Origin of the sequence: Streptomyces laurentii (assembly GCF_040635425.1) — a bacterium.
Lineage (GTDB): Bacteria > Actinomycetota > Actinomycetes > Streptomycetales > Streptomycetaceae > Streptomyces > Streptomyces laurentii.
On the sequence record NZ_JBEYHT010000029.1, the window covers coordinates 23,813 to 37,923 of the forward strand.

Sequence of the window (14,111 nt, forward strand, 5' to 3'; positions counted from 1 at the left end):
TGTTGCCGTCCACCGGGCCGCCGGCCGCGGGTACGCTCGCCTGCGGCGATCCACGGTGAACAACGGACCATCCGACAAACCGACGGTCGAGACCATCCACAGGCAATCCACAGGCGATCGACGGCCCGCCACGGCGGCGGCCGGTGAGGGAGTGGGCGTGACGACGGTGAACAGGCGCGTGCTCCTGGCCGCGGGTGCGGCGGGCACGGCCGGCGCGGCGGCGGCCCTGGCGGGCTGCGCCTCCGGCGGGGAGCGGGGAACGGGACAGCCGAGCGCGGCGGAACGGGCCGCGCGCGCGGAAGCGGCGCTGCGCACCCGCTCGGCGGCCACCGGCCGCACCCTCCTCGCCCGGTACGACGCGGTGCTCGCCGCGCACCCCGCGCTCGCCGGCCGGCTCAGGCCGCTGCGCGCGGCGGTCGCGGCGCACGTGACGGCGCTCGGCGAAGGCGGCAGCGCTCCGGCGCCGCCGGCCTCCCCCTCCGCGTCCGCCTCCCCGTCCGCTTCGGCGTCGGCCACCGCCCCCGCGCGCGTACCGGCCGATCCGGACGCGGCGCTGCGGGAACTGGCCGCCGCCGTCCGGGCGACCGCCGACACCCACACGGCCGCACTCGACACCGCGCCGCCCGAGTACGCCCGGCTGCTGGCCTCCGTCGCCGCCGCCGGCGCCGCCCAGACCTTCCTGCTCACCGAGGCGGGGACCGGAACCGAGACCGAAGGGGGCCGCGGATGACCGCGCTCGCCGCTGCCCAGGCCGCACTCGCCGCCGAGCACGCCGCCCTGTACGGGTACGGGGTCGTCGGCGGCCGGCTCGGCGAGGACCGGCGGGCCGAGGCCACCGCCGCCCACACCGCGCACCGCGCGCGCCGCGACGCGCTCCGCCGCACCGTCCGGGACCTGGGCGGCGACCCGGTCGCCGCGGCCCCCGGCTACGAGCTGCCGTTCGCGGTGCCGGACCCGGCCTCCGCCGTCCGGCTCGCCGCCGTCCTGGAGGACCGGGTCGCGGGCGTCTACGCCGACCTCGTCCGCTCCGCGAAAGGCCCGCTGCGCCGGGACGCGGCGGCGGCCCTGCGCGAGGCGGCGGTCCGCGCCGCCCGCTGGCGCGGCGGCGTCGTAACCTTTCCTGGGCTCGCCGAGCGGGCCTGACCCCGTCCCCGACCTCGACCGCGACACCGCCCCGGACCTCGCCCGGACACCGAAGGAAGCACGCACCCATGGGTTTCGAACCGCCGCAGCGACTGGTGCGCGCCCTCGGCAGGACGTACGGCCGGACCGCCGCGGCCGAGTGGCTCGACCGGCTCCCGGAGCTGCTCCCCGGCGCGCTGGAGCAGGCCGGGCTGACCGCCGAGCGGGTCGTGGCCCCCGGCGGGCGCTCCAGCCTGGTCGTCCTCGTGCCCGGCGCCGCCCTGAAGCTGGCGCCCCCGGCCGCCCGGCCCGACCTGGAGCGGGACGCGCTCGCGCACTGGAACGGCTGGGGCACCGTCAAGCTGCTCGGCGAGGCCGGGGAGGGCGGGCTGCTCCTGGAGCGGCTGCACCCCGAGGTGTCGCTGCGCTCGCTGCCGGAGGCGAAGGCGCTGCTCGAAGCCGCCGACACGATCCGCAAGCTGTGGGTGGCGCCGCCCGCCGGGCACGGGTTCGAGACGGTCGCCGCGCGGACGGAGCGGCAGGCGGGCCTCATGGCGTCCTACCAGGCCGACGCGGACGCGGGCACGCTGGTGACGGCGGCCCTCACGGCCCGCGCCGAGCTGCTCGCGGGTACGGGCACGGGCACCGGCACGACTGCGGGCGCGGACGCGGGCTCCGGTCCGGGCTCCGATGAGACGTTTCTGCTGCACGGCGCCTTCCGTCAGGGCAAGGTCCTGGCCGGCGACCGCTCCCCGTGGCTCGCGGTCGGCCCCGAGCCGCTGGTCGGCGAGCGCGCCTACGACCTCGCCCGGCTGGTCCGCGACCGGGTGGAGGACCTGGTGGCCGCGTCGGCCGGGGCCTCGACGGCCCGCCGCCGGGTGAACAAGCTGGCCGACTCGCTGGAGGTGGACCGGGAGCGGCTGCGCGGCTGGACCCTGTTCCGCGCCGTGGAGTCGGCGACCCGCGCCCTGACCGCGGGACTGCGCGCCGACGCGGAACTGCTGCTGGAGTTCGCGGGCTGGCTGTGACGCTCGGGCCCTGAGGGGAATACCCTTGCTGTAACCCTTCCCCAGGGGGCCGTAATGATCCAAGAGCTCTTGACGGCGGCCGCCGCGGCCGGTGCCGTGATCGTGGTGTACGCGGGAGCGGCGGCGCGCGTGGTGAAGCAGTACGAGCGTGGCGTGGTGTTCCGCTTCGGCAAGCTGGTCGCCGAGGTGCGCCAGCCCGGTATCACGATGATCGTCCCGGGCGTCGACCGGCTGCACAAAGTGAACATGCAGATCGTGACGATGCCGGTGCCGGCCCAGGAGGGCATCACCCGCGACAACGTGACCGTGCGCGTGGACGCGGTCGTCTACTTCAAGGTCGTCGACGCGGCCGAGGCCCTGGTGCGCGTGGAGGACTACAAGTTCGCGGTCTCGCAGATGGCGCAGACCTCGCTGCGGTCGATCATCGGCAAGAGCGACCTCGACGACCTGCTGTCCAACCGCGAGAAGCTCAACCAGGGCCTGGAACTGATGCTGGACTCCCCCGCCATCGGCTGGGGCGTGCAGATCGACCGCGTCGAGATCAAGGACGTGTCACTGCCGGAGACGATGAAGCGCTCCATGGCCCGGCAGGCGGAGGCGGACCGGGAGCGGCGCGCGCGGCTGATCAACGCGGACGCGGAACTCCAGGCGTCGAAGAAGCTGGCGGAGGCGGCGCGCCAGATGGCGGACACGCCCTCCGCGCTCCAGCTGCGGCTGCTGCAGACCGTGATGGCCGTGGCGGCGGAGAAGAACTCGACGCTGGTCCTGCCGATCCCGGTGGAGCTGCTGCGCTTCCTGGAGCGCGGCGCTTCCGAGACGGCCCAGGCACAGGCGCAGGCACGGACCCAGGCCGAACCGCAGGCTGAGGCACGGGCCGAGCCGCAGGCCGAGGCCCAAGCCCCTGCGAAGCAGGCCGAGATCCCGGCCTCTCCCCCGCCGTCGGCGGCGTATCTCGCGGGCCGCGCGGACGCGGCGCGGGCCATCGCGGACCTGACCGGTCCGTCGGTGGAGCCGGCCGCGAAGGAGGGCGAGGAACGGTCGTAGCGCGGACGAAGGGGTGCGCGCCCGTGAGGAACCGCACCCCTTCGTCGTACGCAGGTGTCTACGTGCCTGCGTGTCCACGACGACCGTCAGGCGGAGAGGCGGGCGATCGCCTCGTCCACCGTCAGCTCCTCGCGCTCGCCCGTGCGGCGGTCCTTCAGCTCCAGGACGCCCTCACCCGCGCGGCGGCCGGCGACCAGGATCTTCGGGACGCCGATGAGCTCGGAGTCCGTGAACTTGACGCCCGGGGAGACCCCGGCGCGGTCGTCGACAAGGACGCGCAGGCCGGCCGCGGCCAGCTTGTCGGAGACCTCCAGGGCCAGCTCGGTCTGGAGCGCCTTGCCGGCGGCGACGACGTGCACGTCGGCCGGGGCGACCTCGGCGGACCAGCACAGGCCCTTCTCGTCGGCGGTCTGCTCGGCGAGCGCGGCGACGGCGCGCGAGACGCCGATGCCGTACGAGCCCATGGTGACGCGGGAGGGCTTGCCGTTCTGGCCGAGGACATCGAGCTTGAGGGCGTCGGCGTACTTGCGGCCCAGCTGGAAGATGTGGCCGATCTCGATGGCGCGGTCCAGGGTCAGGCCGGTGCCGCACTTGGGGCAGGGGTCGCCGTCCTGGACGACGACCACGTCCACGTACGCGTCCACCTCGAAGTCACGGCCCGCGACGACGTTCTTCGCGTGCAGGCCCTCCTTGTTGGCGCCGGTGATCCAGGCGGTGCCGGGCGCGACGCGCGGGTCGGCGATGTAGCCGACCTTCTCCAGACCCTGCGGGCCGACGTAGCCGCGCACCAGGTCGGCGCGCCCGGCGAAGTCGGTCTCGGTGACCATCTCGACGGTGGCCGGGGCGAAGTGCGCCTCGACCTTGCCCATGTCGACCTCGCGGTCGCCGGGGACGCCGACGGCGACGATCTCGCCGTCGACCTTCACCAGCAGGTTCTTCAGCGTGGCGGAGGCCGGCACGCCGAGGGAGGCGGCGAGCGTCTCGATGGTCGGGGTGTCGGGGGTGGGGATCTCCTCGGCGGCCGGGACGGCGGAGCCGTCGACGGGCTTCAGCACGTAGGAGACGGCCTCGGTGTTCGCCGCGAAGTCGCAGTTCGGGCAGTCGGCGAAGGTGTCCTCGCCGGCCTCGGCCGGGGCCAGGAACTCCTCGGACTTCGAGCCGCCCATGGCGCCGGCGGTGGCGGCGCAGATGCGGTAGTCGAGGCCGAGACGCTCGAAGATCCGCTGGTACGCCTGGCGGTGCAGCGCGTACGAGTGGGCGAGGCCCTCGTCCTCCAGGTCGAAGGAGTACGAGTCCTTCATCAGGAACTCGCGGCCGCGCAGGATGCCCGCGCGGGGCCGGGCCTCGTCACGGAACTTGGTCTGGATCTGGTAGAGGATCACCGGCAGGTCCTTGTAGGACGTGCACTGGTCCTTGACCAGCAGGGTGAAGATCTCCTCGTGGGTGGGGCCGAGGAGGTAGTCGCCGCCCTTGCGGTCCTTGAGGCGGAACAGCTCGGCGCCGTACTCCTCCCAGCGGCCGGTGGCCTCGTAGGGCTCACGGGGCAGCAGGGCGGGCAGCGAGACCTCCTGGGCGCCGATGGCGTCCATCTCCTCGCGGACGATCCGCTCCACGTTGGAGAGGACCTTCTTGCCCAGCGGCAGCCAGCTCCAGATGCCGGCGGCGGTGCGGCGGACGTAGCCGGCGCGGACGAGCAGCTTGTGGCTGAGGACCTCGGCGTCCGCCGGGTCGTCGCGCAGCGTCTTCGCCATCAACTGGGACATGCGCTGGACCGGTGCGTTGGCCATGGTTCTCGTACTCCTGCCGGAAAAGGGTGATGGCCCCGAGGTTAGCGGGGCGCCCCCGGCTCGGAGAAATCAGTTCCCGCCGCCGCTCCCCCGGCGCAGCGGCAGCGGAGCGCCCATCACCGCGTACGGGCGCGGTGCGCTCGGGAAGTGGACCCGGCGCGCGAGGTCGGTGTAGCCGAGGGAACGGTAGAGCGCGCGGGCCGGGCTCTCGGTGTCGATCGCGGACAGGATCGAGCGCGGCAGGTCGGATCCGTCGGTGAGGGCGGTGATGAGCCGGCGGCCGACGCCCCGGCCCTGGTAGGCGGGGTGCACATGCAGCTCGGTGATCACGAAGGAGTCGGCCAGCCAGCCCTCGCTGCCGCTGACCCTCAGATACGGCTCGACGACCGTGGACCACCAGTGGGAGCGGTCGTTGGGCATCCCGTACACGAAGCCGACCAGCCGCCCGTCGGCGGTGGTCGCGCCCAGCGCGCGGGCGCCGGGGCTGAGGAGGTGGCGTACGACGATATGGCGGCGTACGGCGACCTCGGCGTCGTCGAGGCCGAAGGCGAGGGCCTGCACGGCGAGGGCCTCGTCGACCCGGGCGGCCAGGTCGACCGGCGCGATCACGACCTCGGTGTCATCCATGCGCGGCACCCTATCGGCAGGGGCGGGACCGGGCCTCGGGGCGGGGCCCCGGGGGCGAGGTCCTCGGGCCGGGGCCTCCGGTCAGAACAGCACGCTCATGAACGCGCCGACCTCCTGGAACCCGACCCGGCGGTACGCGGCCCGGGCCGGCACGTTGTAGTCGTTCACGTACAGGCTGACCACGGGCGCGACATCGGCGAGCGCGTAACGCAGCACGGCGGCCATGCCGGTCTCCGACAGGCCCTTGCCGCGGTGCTCGGGAGCCACCCAGACCCCCTGGATCTGGCAGGCCTCACGGGTGGCGGCGCCGATCTCGGCCTTGAAGACGACCTTGCCGTCGTCGATCCGCGCGAACGCCCGCCCCGAGCCGACCAGCTCCGCGACCCGCGCCTGGTAGAGCAGCCCGCCGTCCCCGGCGAGCGGCGAGACACCGACCTCCTCGGTGAACATGGCCACGCAGGCGGGCATGATCACGTCCATCTCGTCCTTGCGGACCCGGCGGACGTACGGATCGGCTGTCACGTCCACCGACGGCTTCTCGGACGCCATCAGCGGCTGATGGGCCCGGATGTCCCTGGCCGGGCCCCAGCCGGGCTCCAGCAGGCTCCACAGCAGGGCCGTGGGCTCCGCGGGCCCGACGATCGAGGAACAGCGACGCCCGACCCGGCGGGCCCGGTCCGCGAACGCGCGAACGGCCTCGGGGGTGGCGCAGATGGGCACGAGATTGGCCCCCGCGTAACAGAGCGACCGCAGCCGCCCCTCGCTGTACCAGCCCCACATCTCCCCGCCGAGCCGCCACGGGTCCAGCCCCGCGGCCTGCACGCGCGCGGTGACGAAGGCGTTCTCGACGGGAGCACTCTGCAGCACGGCGAGCGCGGCCCCGAGGTCGGCGGGCTCGAGGACCCGCGTCGATGATTGCGTCAACACGCCAGGCCCTCACCTACACATCCGCTGATGCTCGCACTGTACCCCGGCTTTTTTACGGCTTGGGGCGAGTGGGGTGGGGACGGGTTCGCCGGTACGGGCGTGGGCCCGGCCCACTCCTGGCGGACCGGGCCCACTCCGGGGGACCGTCAAACTACGAAATCGAGACCGAGGGCTCGCCGCTCTCGACGCCGTCCTTCTCCATCTGCTCGGCGATCTTCATGGCCTCGTCGATCAGGGTCTCGACGATCTTCGACTCGGGGACGGTCTTGATGACCTCGCCCTTCACGAAGATCTGGCCCTTGCCGTTGCCGGAGGCGACGCCCAGGTCGGCCTCGCGGGCCTCGCCGGGGCCGTTGACGACACAGCCCATGACGGCCACGCGCAGCGGGACCTCCATGCCCTCGAGGCCGGCAGTGACCTCCTCGGCGAGCTTGTAGACGTCGACCTGGGCACGGCCGCAGGACGGGCAGGAGACGATCTCCAGCTTCCGCGGACGGAGGTTCAGGGACTCCAGGATCTGGTTGCCGACCTTGATCTCCTCGACCGGCGGGGCGGAGAGGGAGACGCGGATGGTGTCGCCGATGCCCTCGGCGAGCAGCGCGCCGAAGGCGACGGCGGACTTGATGGTGCCCTGGAAGGCGGGGCCGGCCTCGGTGACGCCGAGGTGCAGCGGGTAGTCGCACTGGGCGGCGAGCTGGCGGTAGGCGTTGACCATCACGACCGGGTCGTTGTGCTTGACCGAGATCTTGATGTCGCGGAAGCCGTGCTCCTCGAAGAGGGACGCCTCCCAGAGCGCCGACTCGACGAGGGCCTCCGGGGTGGCCTTGCCGTACTTCTGGAGCAGGCGGCGGTCGAGGGAGCCCGCGTTCACGCCGATGCGGATCGGGACGCGCGCGTCGCCCGCCGCCTTGGCGATCTCCTTGACCTTGTCGTCGAACTGCTTGATGTTGCCCGGGTTGACGCGGACCGCGGCGCAGCCGGCGTCGATGGCGGCGAACACGTACTTGGGCTGGAAGTGGATGTCGGCGATGACCGGGATCTGCGACTTCCTCGCGATGGTGGCGAGGGCGTCGGCGTCGTCCTGGGTGGGGCAGGCCACGCGCACGATCTGGCAGCCGGAGGCGGTCAGCTCGGCGATCTGCTGGAGGGTGGCGCCGATGTCGGACGTACGGGTCGTGGTCATCGACTGGACCGACACGGGGGCGTCGCCGCCGACCGCCACCGATCCGACCTGGATCTGCCGGCTCTTGCGCCGCTCGGCGAGCTTGATCGGAACGGTCGGGATACCGAGAGAGATCGCGGTCATCAGCTGTACAACCCCAAGGTGTGGTTCATCCGGCTCAGGTGCTTCGAGGTATTCGAGGTTACCGCCCCTACGGCCGGTGGCCGGACACCGCACGGGTTCCGGCCACCGGAGTCGCTCCGTCGTCAGGTGAGTTTCACCGGGTTGACGACGTCGGCGACGAGGACGAGCAGGGTGAAGCAGACGAAGACTCCAGCGACGACATACGCGACGGGCATCAGCTTCGCGACGTCGAACGGGCCCGGGTCGGGCCGCTTGAAGATCCGCGCGGCGTGCCGGCGGACCGACTCCCACAGGGCGCCGGCGATGTGGCCGCCGTCGAGCGGGAGCAGCGGGAGCATGTTGAACAGGAACAGCGACACGTTGAACATGACCAGCAGGTTCATGAACCAGACGAGGATCGTCTGGGGCGGCGCGTCCACGGTCATCAGCTCGCCGCTGATGCGGGCGGCGCCGACGACGCCGACGGGCGAGTCCTGCTTGCGTTCGCCGTCGCCGAAGGCGGCGTCCCACAGGGCGGGGATCTTGCCGGGCAGCGCGAGGACGGATTCGACGCCGGCCTGGAGCTGCTGGGACATCCGGTCGGCCGACTGTCCGAAAGTGAGCGGGACGACTTCGCGGCCCGATTCGAAGCCGAGGTAGCCGGCGGAGACGTACTGGAGGGGCTGGACGACGTTTCCGTCGGCGTCCTTCTTGAGGACCTTGTTCTCCAGGAGCGTCGCCTTCAGGCCCACTTCCTTGCCGTCTCGTTCGACGGTGAGGGTGGCGGGGCCGGTGGTGGCGCGGATGCGGTCGGAGAGGGTGTTCCAGTCGGAGACCCGCTCACCGTCGAAGGCCACGATCCGGTCGCCCTTGAGCAGGCCGGCCGCCTTCGCGGGCGAGGGCCGGTCGCTGGGCTTGCAGGCGTCGCGCTTCTCGCTCTGGTCGATGACGCAGTTGGTGACGCCGGCGACCTTGGTGGTCTGGGCCTCGAAGCCGATGGCCATGGCGCTGCCGAAGAACAGGACGACGGCGAGCACCAGGTTCATGAACGGCCCGGCGAACATGACGATGACGCGCTTCCACGGCTTGCGCGTGTAGAAGAGGCGGTCCTCGTCGCCGGGCTCCAGCTCCTCGAAGGACGCCTCGCGGGCGTCCTCGATCATGCTGCGCCAGGGGGAGGTCGAGCGGGCCTCGATCCGGCCGTCCTTGCCGGGCGGGAACATGCCGATCATGCGGATGTAGCCGCCGGCCGGGATGGCCTTGAAGCCGTACTCCGTCTCGCCCTTCTTCCACGACCAGATGGTCGGGCCGAAGCCGACCATGTACTGCGGCACCCGGATGCCGAAGATCTTGGCCGTGGAGAGGTGGCCCAGTTCGTGCCAGGCGATGGAGACGAGCAGGCCCAGCGCGAACAGCACCAGACCCAGCACGTACAGGAATACCGTCATGCGCGCGCCTCCGCGATGGCCTTCGCCGAGAGTTCCCGGGCCCGGGCCCGCGCCCAGGTCTCCGCTTCCAGGACGTCCGGCACCGTCAGGGAAGTTCCCTGGCCGGGGTCGCCGTGCTCGTCGACGACCGACGTGACGGTGTCCATGATCGCGTGGAACGGCAGGTCGCCGTGGAGGAAGGCGTCCACGCACTCCTCGTTGGCGGCGTTGAAGACGGCGGGCGCGGTGCCGCCGAGTCCGCCGACGTGGCGGGCGAGGTTGACGGACGGGAAGGCCTCGTTGTCGAGCGGGAAGAACTCCCAAGTGGAGGCCTTGGACCAGTCGAAGGCCGGGGCGGCGTCCGGGATCCGCTCGGGCCAGCCGATGCCGATGGCGATGGGGCCGCGCATGTCCGGCGGGGTGGCCTGGGCGAGCGTCGAGCCGTCGGTGAACTCGACCATGGAGTGCACGTACGACTGGGGGTGGACGACGACCTCGATGCGGTCGAACGGGATGTCGTAGAGCAGGTGGGCCTCGATGACCTCCAGACCCTTGTTCACGAGCGTCGCGCTGTTGATCGTGATGACGGGGCCCATCGCCCACGTCGGGTGCGCCAGCGCCTCCGCGCGGGTCACGTGGGCCAGCTGGTCACGGGTCCGGCCGCGGAACGGGCCGCCGGAGGCGGTGACGACGAGCTTGCGGACGTCCTGGCGGCTGCCGGCGGCGAGCGCCTGGAAGAGCGCGGCGTGCTCGGAGTCGACCGGGATGATCTGGCCGGGCTTGGCCAGCCCCTTCACCAGCGGGCCGCCGACGATCAGCGACTCCTTGTTGGCGAGCGCCAGGGTGCGGCCGGCCTCCAGGGCGGCGAGCGTGGGCGCGAGGCCGATGGAACCGGTGATGCCGTTGAGCACGGTGTGGCAGGGGGAGGCGGCGACCTGGGTGGCGGCGTCGGGGCCGGCCAGGATCTCGGGCAGCGGCTCGGAGCCGTACAGCGCCTTCAGAGCCGTACGCAGGTCCTCGACCGCGTCCTCGCGGGCGACCGCGACCGTGCCGGCCCGCAGCCGGTGCGCCTGCTCGGCGAGCAGCCCGATCCGGCTGCCGGAGGCGGCGAGGGCGGTGACCCGGAACCGGTCGGGGTTGCGCAGGACCAGGTCGACGGCCTGGGTGCCGATGGAACCGGTCGAGCCGAGGACGACGATGTCCCGGCGCCCTTCGGAAACGTCGAAGGCGGTGTGCGGGTCGGCGAGAGGAGAGGGGCGATCGCTCATGCACCCCATTGTTGCCGCAAAGACTGTGCGTCCTTCACAGGGTCCGGCGGAACGCGTCGAAAGCGGCGTGAAAGTCCGGGAAGGTCTTCCGTACGCAGCCGGGGTCGTCGAACGTGATGCCGGGTGTGCGCAGGGCCGTGACCGCGAAGGACATGACGATGCGGTGATCGCCGCGGGTCGCGATCTCGGCGGGGCCGGCGGGGACGCCGGGCCGGATCTCGATCCAGTCGGGGCCGGTGGCGACGCTCACCCCGAGGCGGCGGAGGTTCTCGGCACAGGCGTCGAGCCGGTCGCATTCCTTCACGCGCGTGTTGGCTACGTCCTCGATGCGGACCGGGCCGTCGGCAAAGGGCGCGAGCGCGGCGAGGGTCGGCATGGTGTCCGAGATGTCCCGCATGTTCACGGTGAGACCGCGCAGGGTGCCGGTGGAGCGGACGGTGGTGCCCTCGGCCGTCGTCGTCACGTCGGCGCCCATGCGGCGCAGGACGCCGGTGAAGGCGAGGTCGCCCTGGAGCGCGCCGGTGCCGAGGCCGGGGACGGTGACGGCGGCGCCGGGGTGGAGGGCGGCCGCGGCGAAGAAGTAGCTCGCGGTGGAGGCGTCGGGCTCGACGGCGTAGCGCGTCGCGCGGTAGCCGGTCGGGGCGACGGTGTACGTACGGGCGCCGTCCGCTTCCTCGGTGCGGGTGATCTCCGCGCCGAAGGACCGCATCATCGCGAGGGTGATCTCGACGTACGGCTCCGAGACCAGGTCCGTGACGGTGACGGCGAGGCCCTCGGCGGTGAGCGGGCCGAGCAGCAGGAGCGCGGTGAGGTACTGGGAGGACTGGCCGGCGTCGAGGCGGAGCGCGCCGCCGCGGATGCCGCGGGCGGTGACGGTCAGCGGGTGGTGGCCCTCCCGGTCACCGTGGGTCAGCTCGGCGCCGAGCTCCGCGAGGGCCGTGGTGAGCGGGCCGAGGGGGCGGCGGCGCATCTGCGGGGAGGCGTCGAAGCGGAAGGTGCCGTGGCCGGCGGCGGCGAGGGCGGGCAGGAAGCGCGCGGTGGTGGCGCCGTCGCGGCAGTACACGTCGGCCTCGGTCCGGCCGGGCCCGGCGGGCCGCCCCTCGATGTGCCAGGCGTCCGGCTCCTGCCGTACGGCGTAGCCGAGCGCCTTCAGGCCCTCGGCGAAGCCCTCGCTGTCGTCGGAGCGCAGCGGCCGCAGGAGGGTGGTGGTGCCGTGGGCCGCGGCGGCGAGGAAGAGGGCGCGGGCGGTGACGGACTTGGAGCCGGGGATGTCGATGACGGTCACGGCGGACATCCTGCCGGGGCGGGCGGCGCGGCGGGGGTCCCGTCCGGACCGTGGACGGGACCCCTCGTACGTACGCGCGCCTCGTCAGTCGATGGTGCGGTGGACGTCCGGCCGGGTCGACGGGCCGGGGGTGGTGTCGGCGATCCACGGGCCCTCGCCGCTGGGGTCGAGGACGCCCTCCTCCAGCCAGGTGTACGTGCCGGCCAGGACGCCGTCGACGACCTTGCGGTCCAGGTCGTCGGTGTTGGCCCACAGCCGTCCGAAGAGTTCGTCGGTACGGAGCCTGGCCTGGCGGCAGAAGACGTCGGCGAGCTGGTGCGCCGGGCGCCCGTGGTCACCGGTGGCGCGCAGCAGTTCGGCCCGGACGCAGACCGCGCTCATCGCGAAGAGTTCGGCGCCGATGTCGACGATCCGGCCGAGGAAGGCCTGCTTGAGTTCCATCCGGCCCTGCCAGCGGGACATCGCGTAGAAGGTGGCGCGGGCGAGTTTGCGGGAGGTGCGCTCGACGTACCGCAGATGGGTCGCGAGGTCGCCGAACTCCCCGTACGCGCCCGGGATCTGCCCCTGCCCGGCGACGAGCTTCGGCAGCCAGCGGGCGTAGAAGCCGCCGGCCTTGACGCCCGCCCTCGCCTTCTCGGCGAGGTCCTTGTCGGGGTCGATGATGTCGCCCGCGACGGCGAGGTGGGCGTCGACGGCCTCGCGGGCGATCAGCAGGTGCATGATCTCCGTCGAGCCCTCGAAGATCCGGTTGATGCGCAGGTCGCGCAGGAGCTGTTCGGCGGGGACCGCGCGTTCGCCGCGGGCGGCGAGCGACTCGGCGGTCTCGTAGCCGCGGCCGCCCCGGATCTGGACCAGCTCGTCGGCGATGCGCCAGGCCATCTCGGAGCCGTACAGCTTGGCGAGCGCCGCCTCGATCCGGATGTCGTTGCGGTCCTCGTCGGCCATCTGGGAGGCGAGGTCGACCACGGCTTCGAGGGCGAAGGCGGTGGCGGCGATGAAGGAGATCTTGGTGCCGACGGCCTCGTGGCGGGCGACCGGCTTGCCCCACTGCTCGCGTTCCGCCGCCCACTCGCGGGCGATCTTCAGACACCACTTCCCGGCGCCCGCGCAGGCGGCGGGCAGCGACAGCCGGCCGGTGTTGAGCGTGGTCAGCGCGATCTTGAGGCCGGAGCCCTCGGGACCGATGCGGTGCGCGGCGGGGACGCGGACCCGGTGGAAGCGGGTGACGCCGTTCTCCAGACCGCGCAGACCCATGAAGGCGTTGCGCTGCTCGACGGTGATGCCGGGCGAGCCGGCCTCGACGACGAACGCGGTGATGCCACCGCGGTGGCCCTCGGAGGCGGGGACGCGGGCCATGACGACGAGGAGTTCGGCGATGACGCCGTTGGTGGTCCACAGCTTCACGCCGTCGAGGACGTACGCGTCGTCGCCGTCGGGTACGGCGGTCGTCGCCAGCCGGGCCGGGTCCGAGCCGACATCGGGCTCGGTGAGCAGGAACGCGGAGATCGCGCCGCGCGCCAGGCGCGGCAGGAACGCGTCCTTCTGTTCCTGGCTGCCGAACAGTTTCAGCGGCTGCGGTACGCCGATCGACTGATGCGCGGAGAGCAGCGCGCCGACCGCCGGACTGACCGAGCCGACCAGGGCGAGGGCCCGGTTGTAGTACAGCTGGGTGAGGCCGAGGCCGCCGTATTTCGGGTCGATCTTCATCCCGAAGGCGCCGAGCGCGCGCAGGCCGTTGATCGTCTCGTCGGGGATCCGCGCCTCGCGTTCGATACGGGCGGCGTCGACGCCGCTCTCGCAGAAGGCGCGCAGCTTGGCGAGGAACGCCTCGCCGCGCCGGACGTCCTCGTCGGCGGGCAGCGGGTGGGGGTGGATGAGGTCGAGGCGGAACCGGCCGAGGAAGAGTTCCTTGGCGAAGCTCGGCTTGTGCCAGTCCTGCTGGCGGGCCGCCTCGGCGACCTGCCGGGCCTCGCGTTCGGTGACCTTGGGCGACCGCTGGGTGGGTGCGGACATGAGGGGCTCACCTCGCCGCTCGTCGGGGCGTGGAGCCTGGTGGCTCCCTGTCCGTCGTACCCGAAATCTCCGCTTCGGGAAAGCGGGGTGGCGGGGAGTTGTCGCGCGGGGAGTCGTCGCGCGGGGAGGGAGCGGGGGTCCGGGCGCGAGGGTCCGGGCCCGGGGGTCCGGGCGCGTGGCACGGCCGTTCCCGGCGTACGGCCGACGGCCGGAGCCCCCGCACAGTGGGCTCCGGCCGTCGGTCTTCCTCACCCGTACGGCCGAAACCGTACGGGAGTCATCATCTCGGTCGGTCCGA

General features: G+C 72.8%; 12 protein-coding genes. 4 read left to right on the plus strand and 8 right to left on the minus strand.

From position 1 onward, the window contains the following. The first annotated feature begins 157 nt into the window (after positions 1 to 157). From ABZ693_RS19285 to ABZ693_RS19300, 4 genes are all read left to right on the plus strand, one after another. Positions 158 to 730: a hypothetical protein gene (locus tag ABZ693_RS19285; RefSeq protein WP_359878471.1), complete on the plus strand. Its 573-nt coding sequence runs from the start codon at positions 158 to 160 to the stop codon at positions 728 to 730. Beyond that, positions 727 to 1,143, plus strand: a complete 417-nt coding sequence (locus ABZ693_RS19290) for a ferritin-like domain-containing protein (RefSeq protein WP_359878473.1) — start codon at positions 727 to 729, stop codon at positions 1,141 to 1,143. Before ABZ693_RS19285 ends, ABZ693_RS19290 begins: the two co-directional genes overlap by 4 nt. A gap of 68 nt (positions 1,144 to 1,211) precedes the next feature. After that, on the plus strand, positions 1,212 to 2,150 hold the full coding sequence (locus tag ABZ693_RS19295) for an aminoglycoside phosphotransferase family protein (RefSeq protein WP_359878476.1): 939 nt from the start codon (positions 1,212 to 1,214) through the stop codon (positions 2,148 to 2,150). 54 nt (positions 2,151 to 2,204) lie between these two features. Then, the gene (locus tag ABZ693_RS19300; RefSeq protein WP_359878478.1) at positions 2,205 to 3,194 is read left to right on the plus strand and encodes a slipin family protein; all 990 of its coding nucleotides are present in this window, start codon (positions 2,205 to 2,207) and stop codon (positions 3,192 to 3,194) included. An 86-nt stretch (positions 3,195 to 3,280) separates the two neighbouring features. Here ABZ693_RS19300 and ABZ693_RS19305 read toward each other — a convergent pair whose 3' ends face one another. The 8 genes from ABZ693_RS19305 to ABZ693_RS19340 all read right to left on the minus strand — a co-directional run bounded on the left by ABZ693_RS19305 (position 3,281) and on the right by ABZ693_RS19340 (position 13,813). Beyond that, positions 3,281 to 4,981 (minus strand): proline--tRNA ligase, encoded by a 1,701-nt coding sequence (locus tag ABZ693_RS19305; protein ID WP_359878481.1) that lies wholly within the window; start codon positions 4,979 to 4,981, stop codon positions 3,281 to 3,283. Between the two features lie 69 nt (positions 4,982 to 5,050). Then, positions 5,051 to 5,608: a GNAT family N-acetyltransferase gene (locus ABZ693_RS19310; protein WP_359878484.1), complete on the minus strand. Its 558-nt coding sequence runs from the start codon at positions 5,606 to 5,608 to the stop codon at positions 5,051 to 5,053. A gap of 81 nt (positions 5,609 to 5,689) precedes the next feature. Beyond that, positions 5,690 to 6,535, minus strand: a complete 846-nt coding sequence (locus ABZ693_RS19315; RefSeq protein ID WP_359878486.1) for a GNAT family N-acetyltransferase — start codon at positions 6,533 to 6,535, stop codon at positions 5,690 to 5,692. 151 nt (positions 6,536 to 6,686) lie between these two features. Beyond that, positions 6,687 to 7,841 carry a flavodoxin-dependent (E)-4-hydroxy-3-methylbut-2-enyl-diphosphate synthase gene (gene ispG, locus ABZ693_RS19320; protein ID WP_359878488.1) on the minus strand — a complete coding sequence of 385 codons (1,155 nt, stop codon included), beginning with the start codon at positions 7,839 to 7,841 and terminating at the stop codon, positions 6,687 to 6,689. Positions 7,842 to 7,963: 122 nt separating this feature from the next. After that, positions 7,964 to 9,268 (minus strand): M50 family metallopeptidase, encoded by a 1,305-nt coding sequence (locus ABZ693_RS19325; protein ID WP_359878491.1) that lies wholly within the window; start codon positions 9,266 to 9,268, stop codon positions 7,964 to 7,966. Then, entirely contained in the window at positions 9,265 to 10,515 is a 1,251-nt protein-coding gene (dxr, locus tag ABZ693_RS19330; RefSeq protein WP_359878494.1) for a 1-deoxy-D-xylulose-5-phosphate reductoisomerase, read from the minus strand. The genes ABZ693_RS19325 and dxr overlap by 4 nt, the downstream gene beginning before the upstream one ends. A gap of 34 nt (positions 10,516 to 10,549) precedes the next feature. Next, positions 10,550 to 11,800 carry a 3-phosphoshikimate 1-carboxyvinyltransferase gene (gene aroA / locus ABZ693_RS19335; RefSeq protein ID WP_359878495.1) on the minus strand — a complete coding sequence of 417 codons (1,251 nt, stop codon included), beginning with the start codon at positions 11,798 to 11,800 and terminating at the stop codon, positions 10,550 to 10,552. Positions 11,801 to 11,884: 84 nt separating this feature from the next. After that, on the minus strand, positions 11,885 to 13,813 hold the full coding sequence (locus ABZ693_RS19340) for an acyl-CoA dehydrogenase family protein (RefSeq protein ID WP_359878498.1): 1,929 nt from the start codon (positions 13,811 to 13,813) through the stop codon (positions 11,885 to 11,887). Between the last annotated feature and the right edge of the window lie 298 nt (positions 13,814 to 14,111).

Bases quoted from the DNA above. Each gene is read 5' to 3' on its own strand.
- dxr (WP_359878494.1), bottom strand. From the start codon at position 10,515: ATGAGCGATCGCCCCTCTCCTCTCGCCGACCCGCACACCGCCTTCGAC.
- ABZ693_RS19305 (WP_359878481.1), bottom strand. From the start codon at position 4,981: ATGGCCAACGCACCGGTCCAGCGCATGTCCCAGTTGATGGCGAAGACG.
- ABZ693_RS19325 (WP_359878491.1), bottom strand. From the start codon at position 9,268: ATGACGGTATTCCTGTACGTGCTGGGTCTGGTGCTGTTCGCGCTGGGC.
- ABZ693_RS19300 (WP_359878478.1), top strand. From the start codon at position 2,205: ATGATCCAAGAGCTCTTGACGGCGGCCGCCGCGGCCGGTGCCGTGATC.
- ispG (WP_359878488.1), bottom strand. From the start codon at position 7,841: ATGACCGCGATCTCTCTCGGTATCCCGACCGTTCCGATCAAGCTCGCC.
- ABZ693_RS19290 (WP_359878473.1), top strand. From the start codon at position 727: ATGACCGCGCTCGCCGCTGCCCAGGCCGCACTCGCCGCCGAGCACGCC.
- ABZ693_RS19340 (WP_359878498.1), bottom strand. From the start codon at position 13,813: ATGTCCGCACCCACCCAGCGGTCGCCCAAGGTCACCGAACGCGAGGCC.
- ABZ693_RS19310 (WP_359878484.1), bottom strand. From the start codon at position 5,608: ATGGATGACACCGAGGTCGTGATCGCGCCGGTCGACCTGGCCGCCCGG.
- ABZ693_RS19295 (WP_359878476.1), top strand. From the start codon at position 1,212: ATGGGTTTCGAACCGCCGCAGCGACTGGTGCGCGCCCTCGGCAGGACG.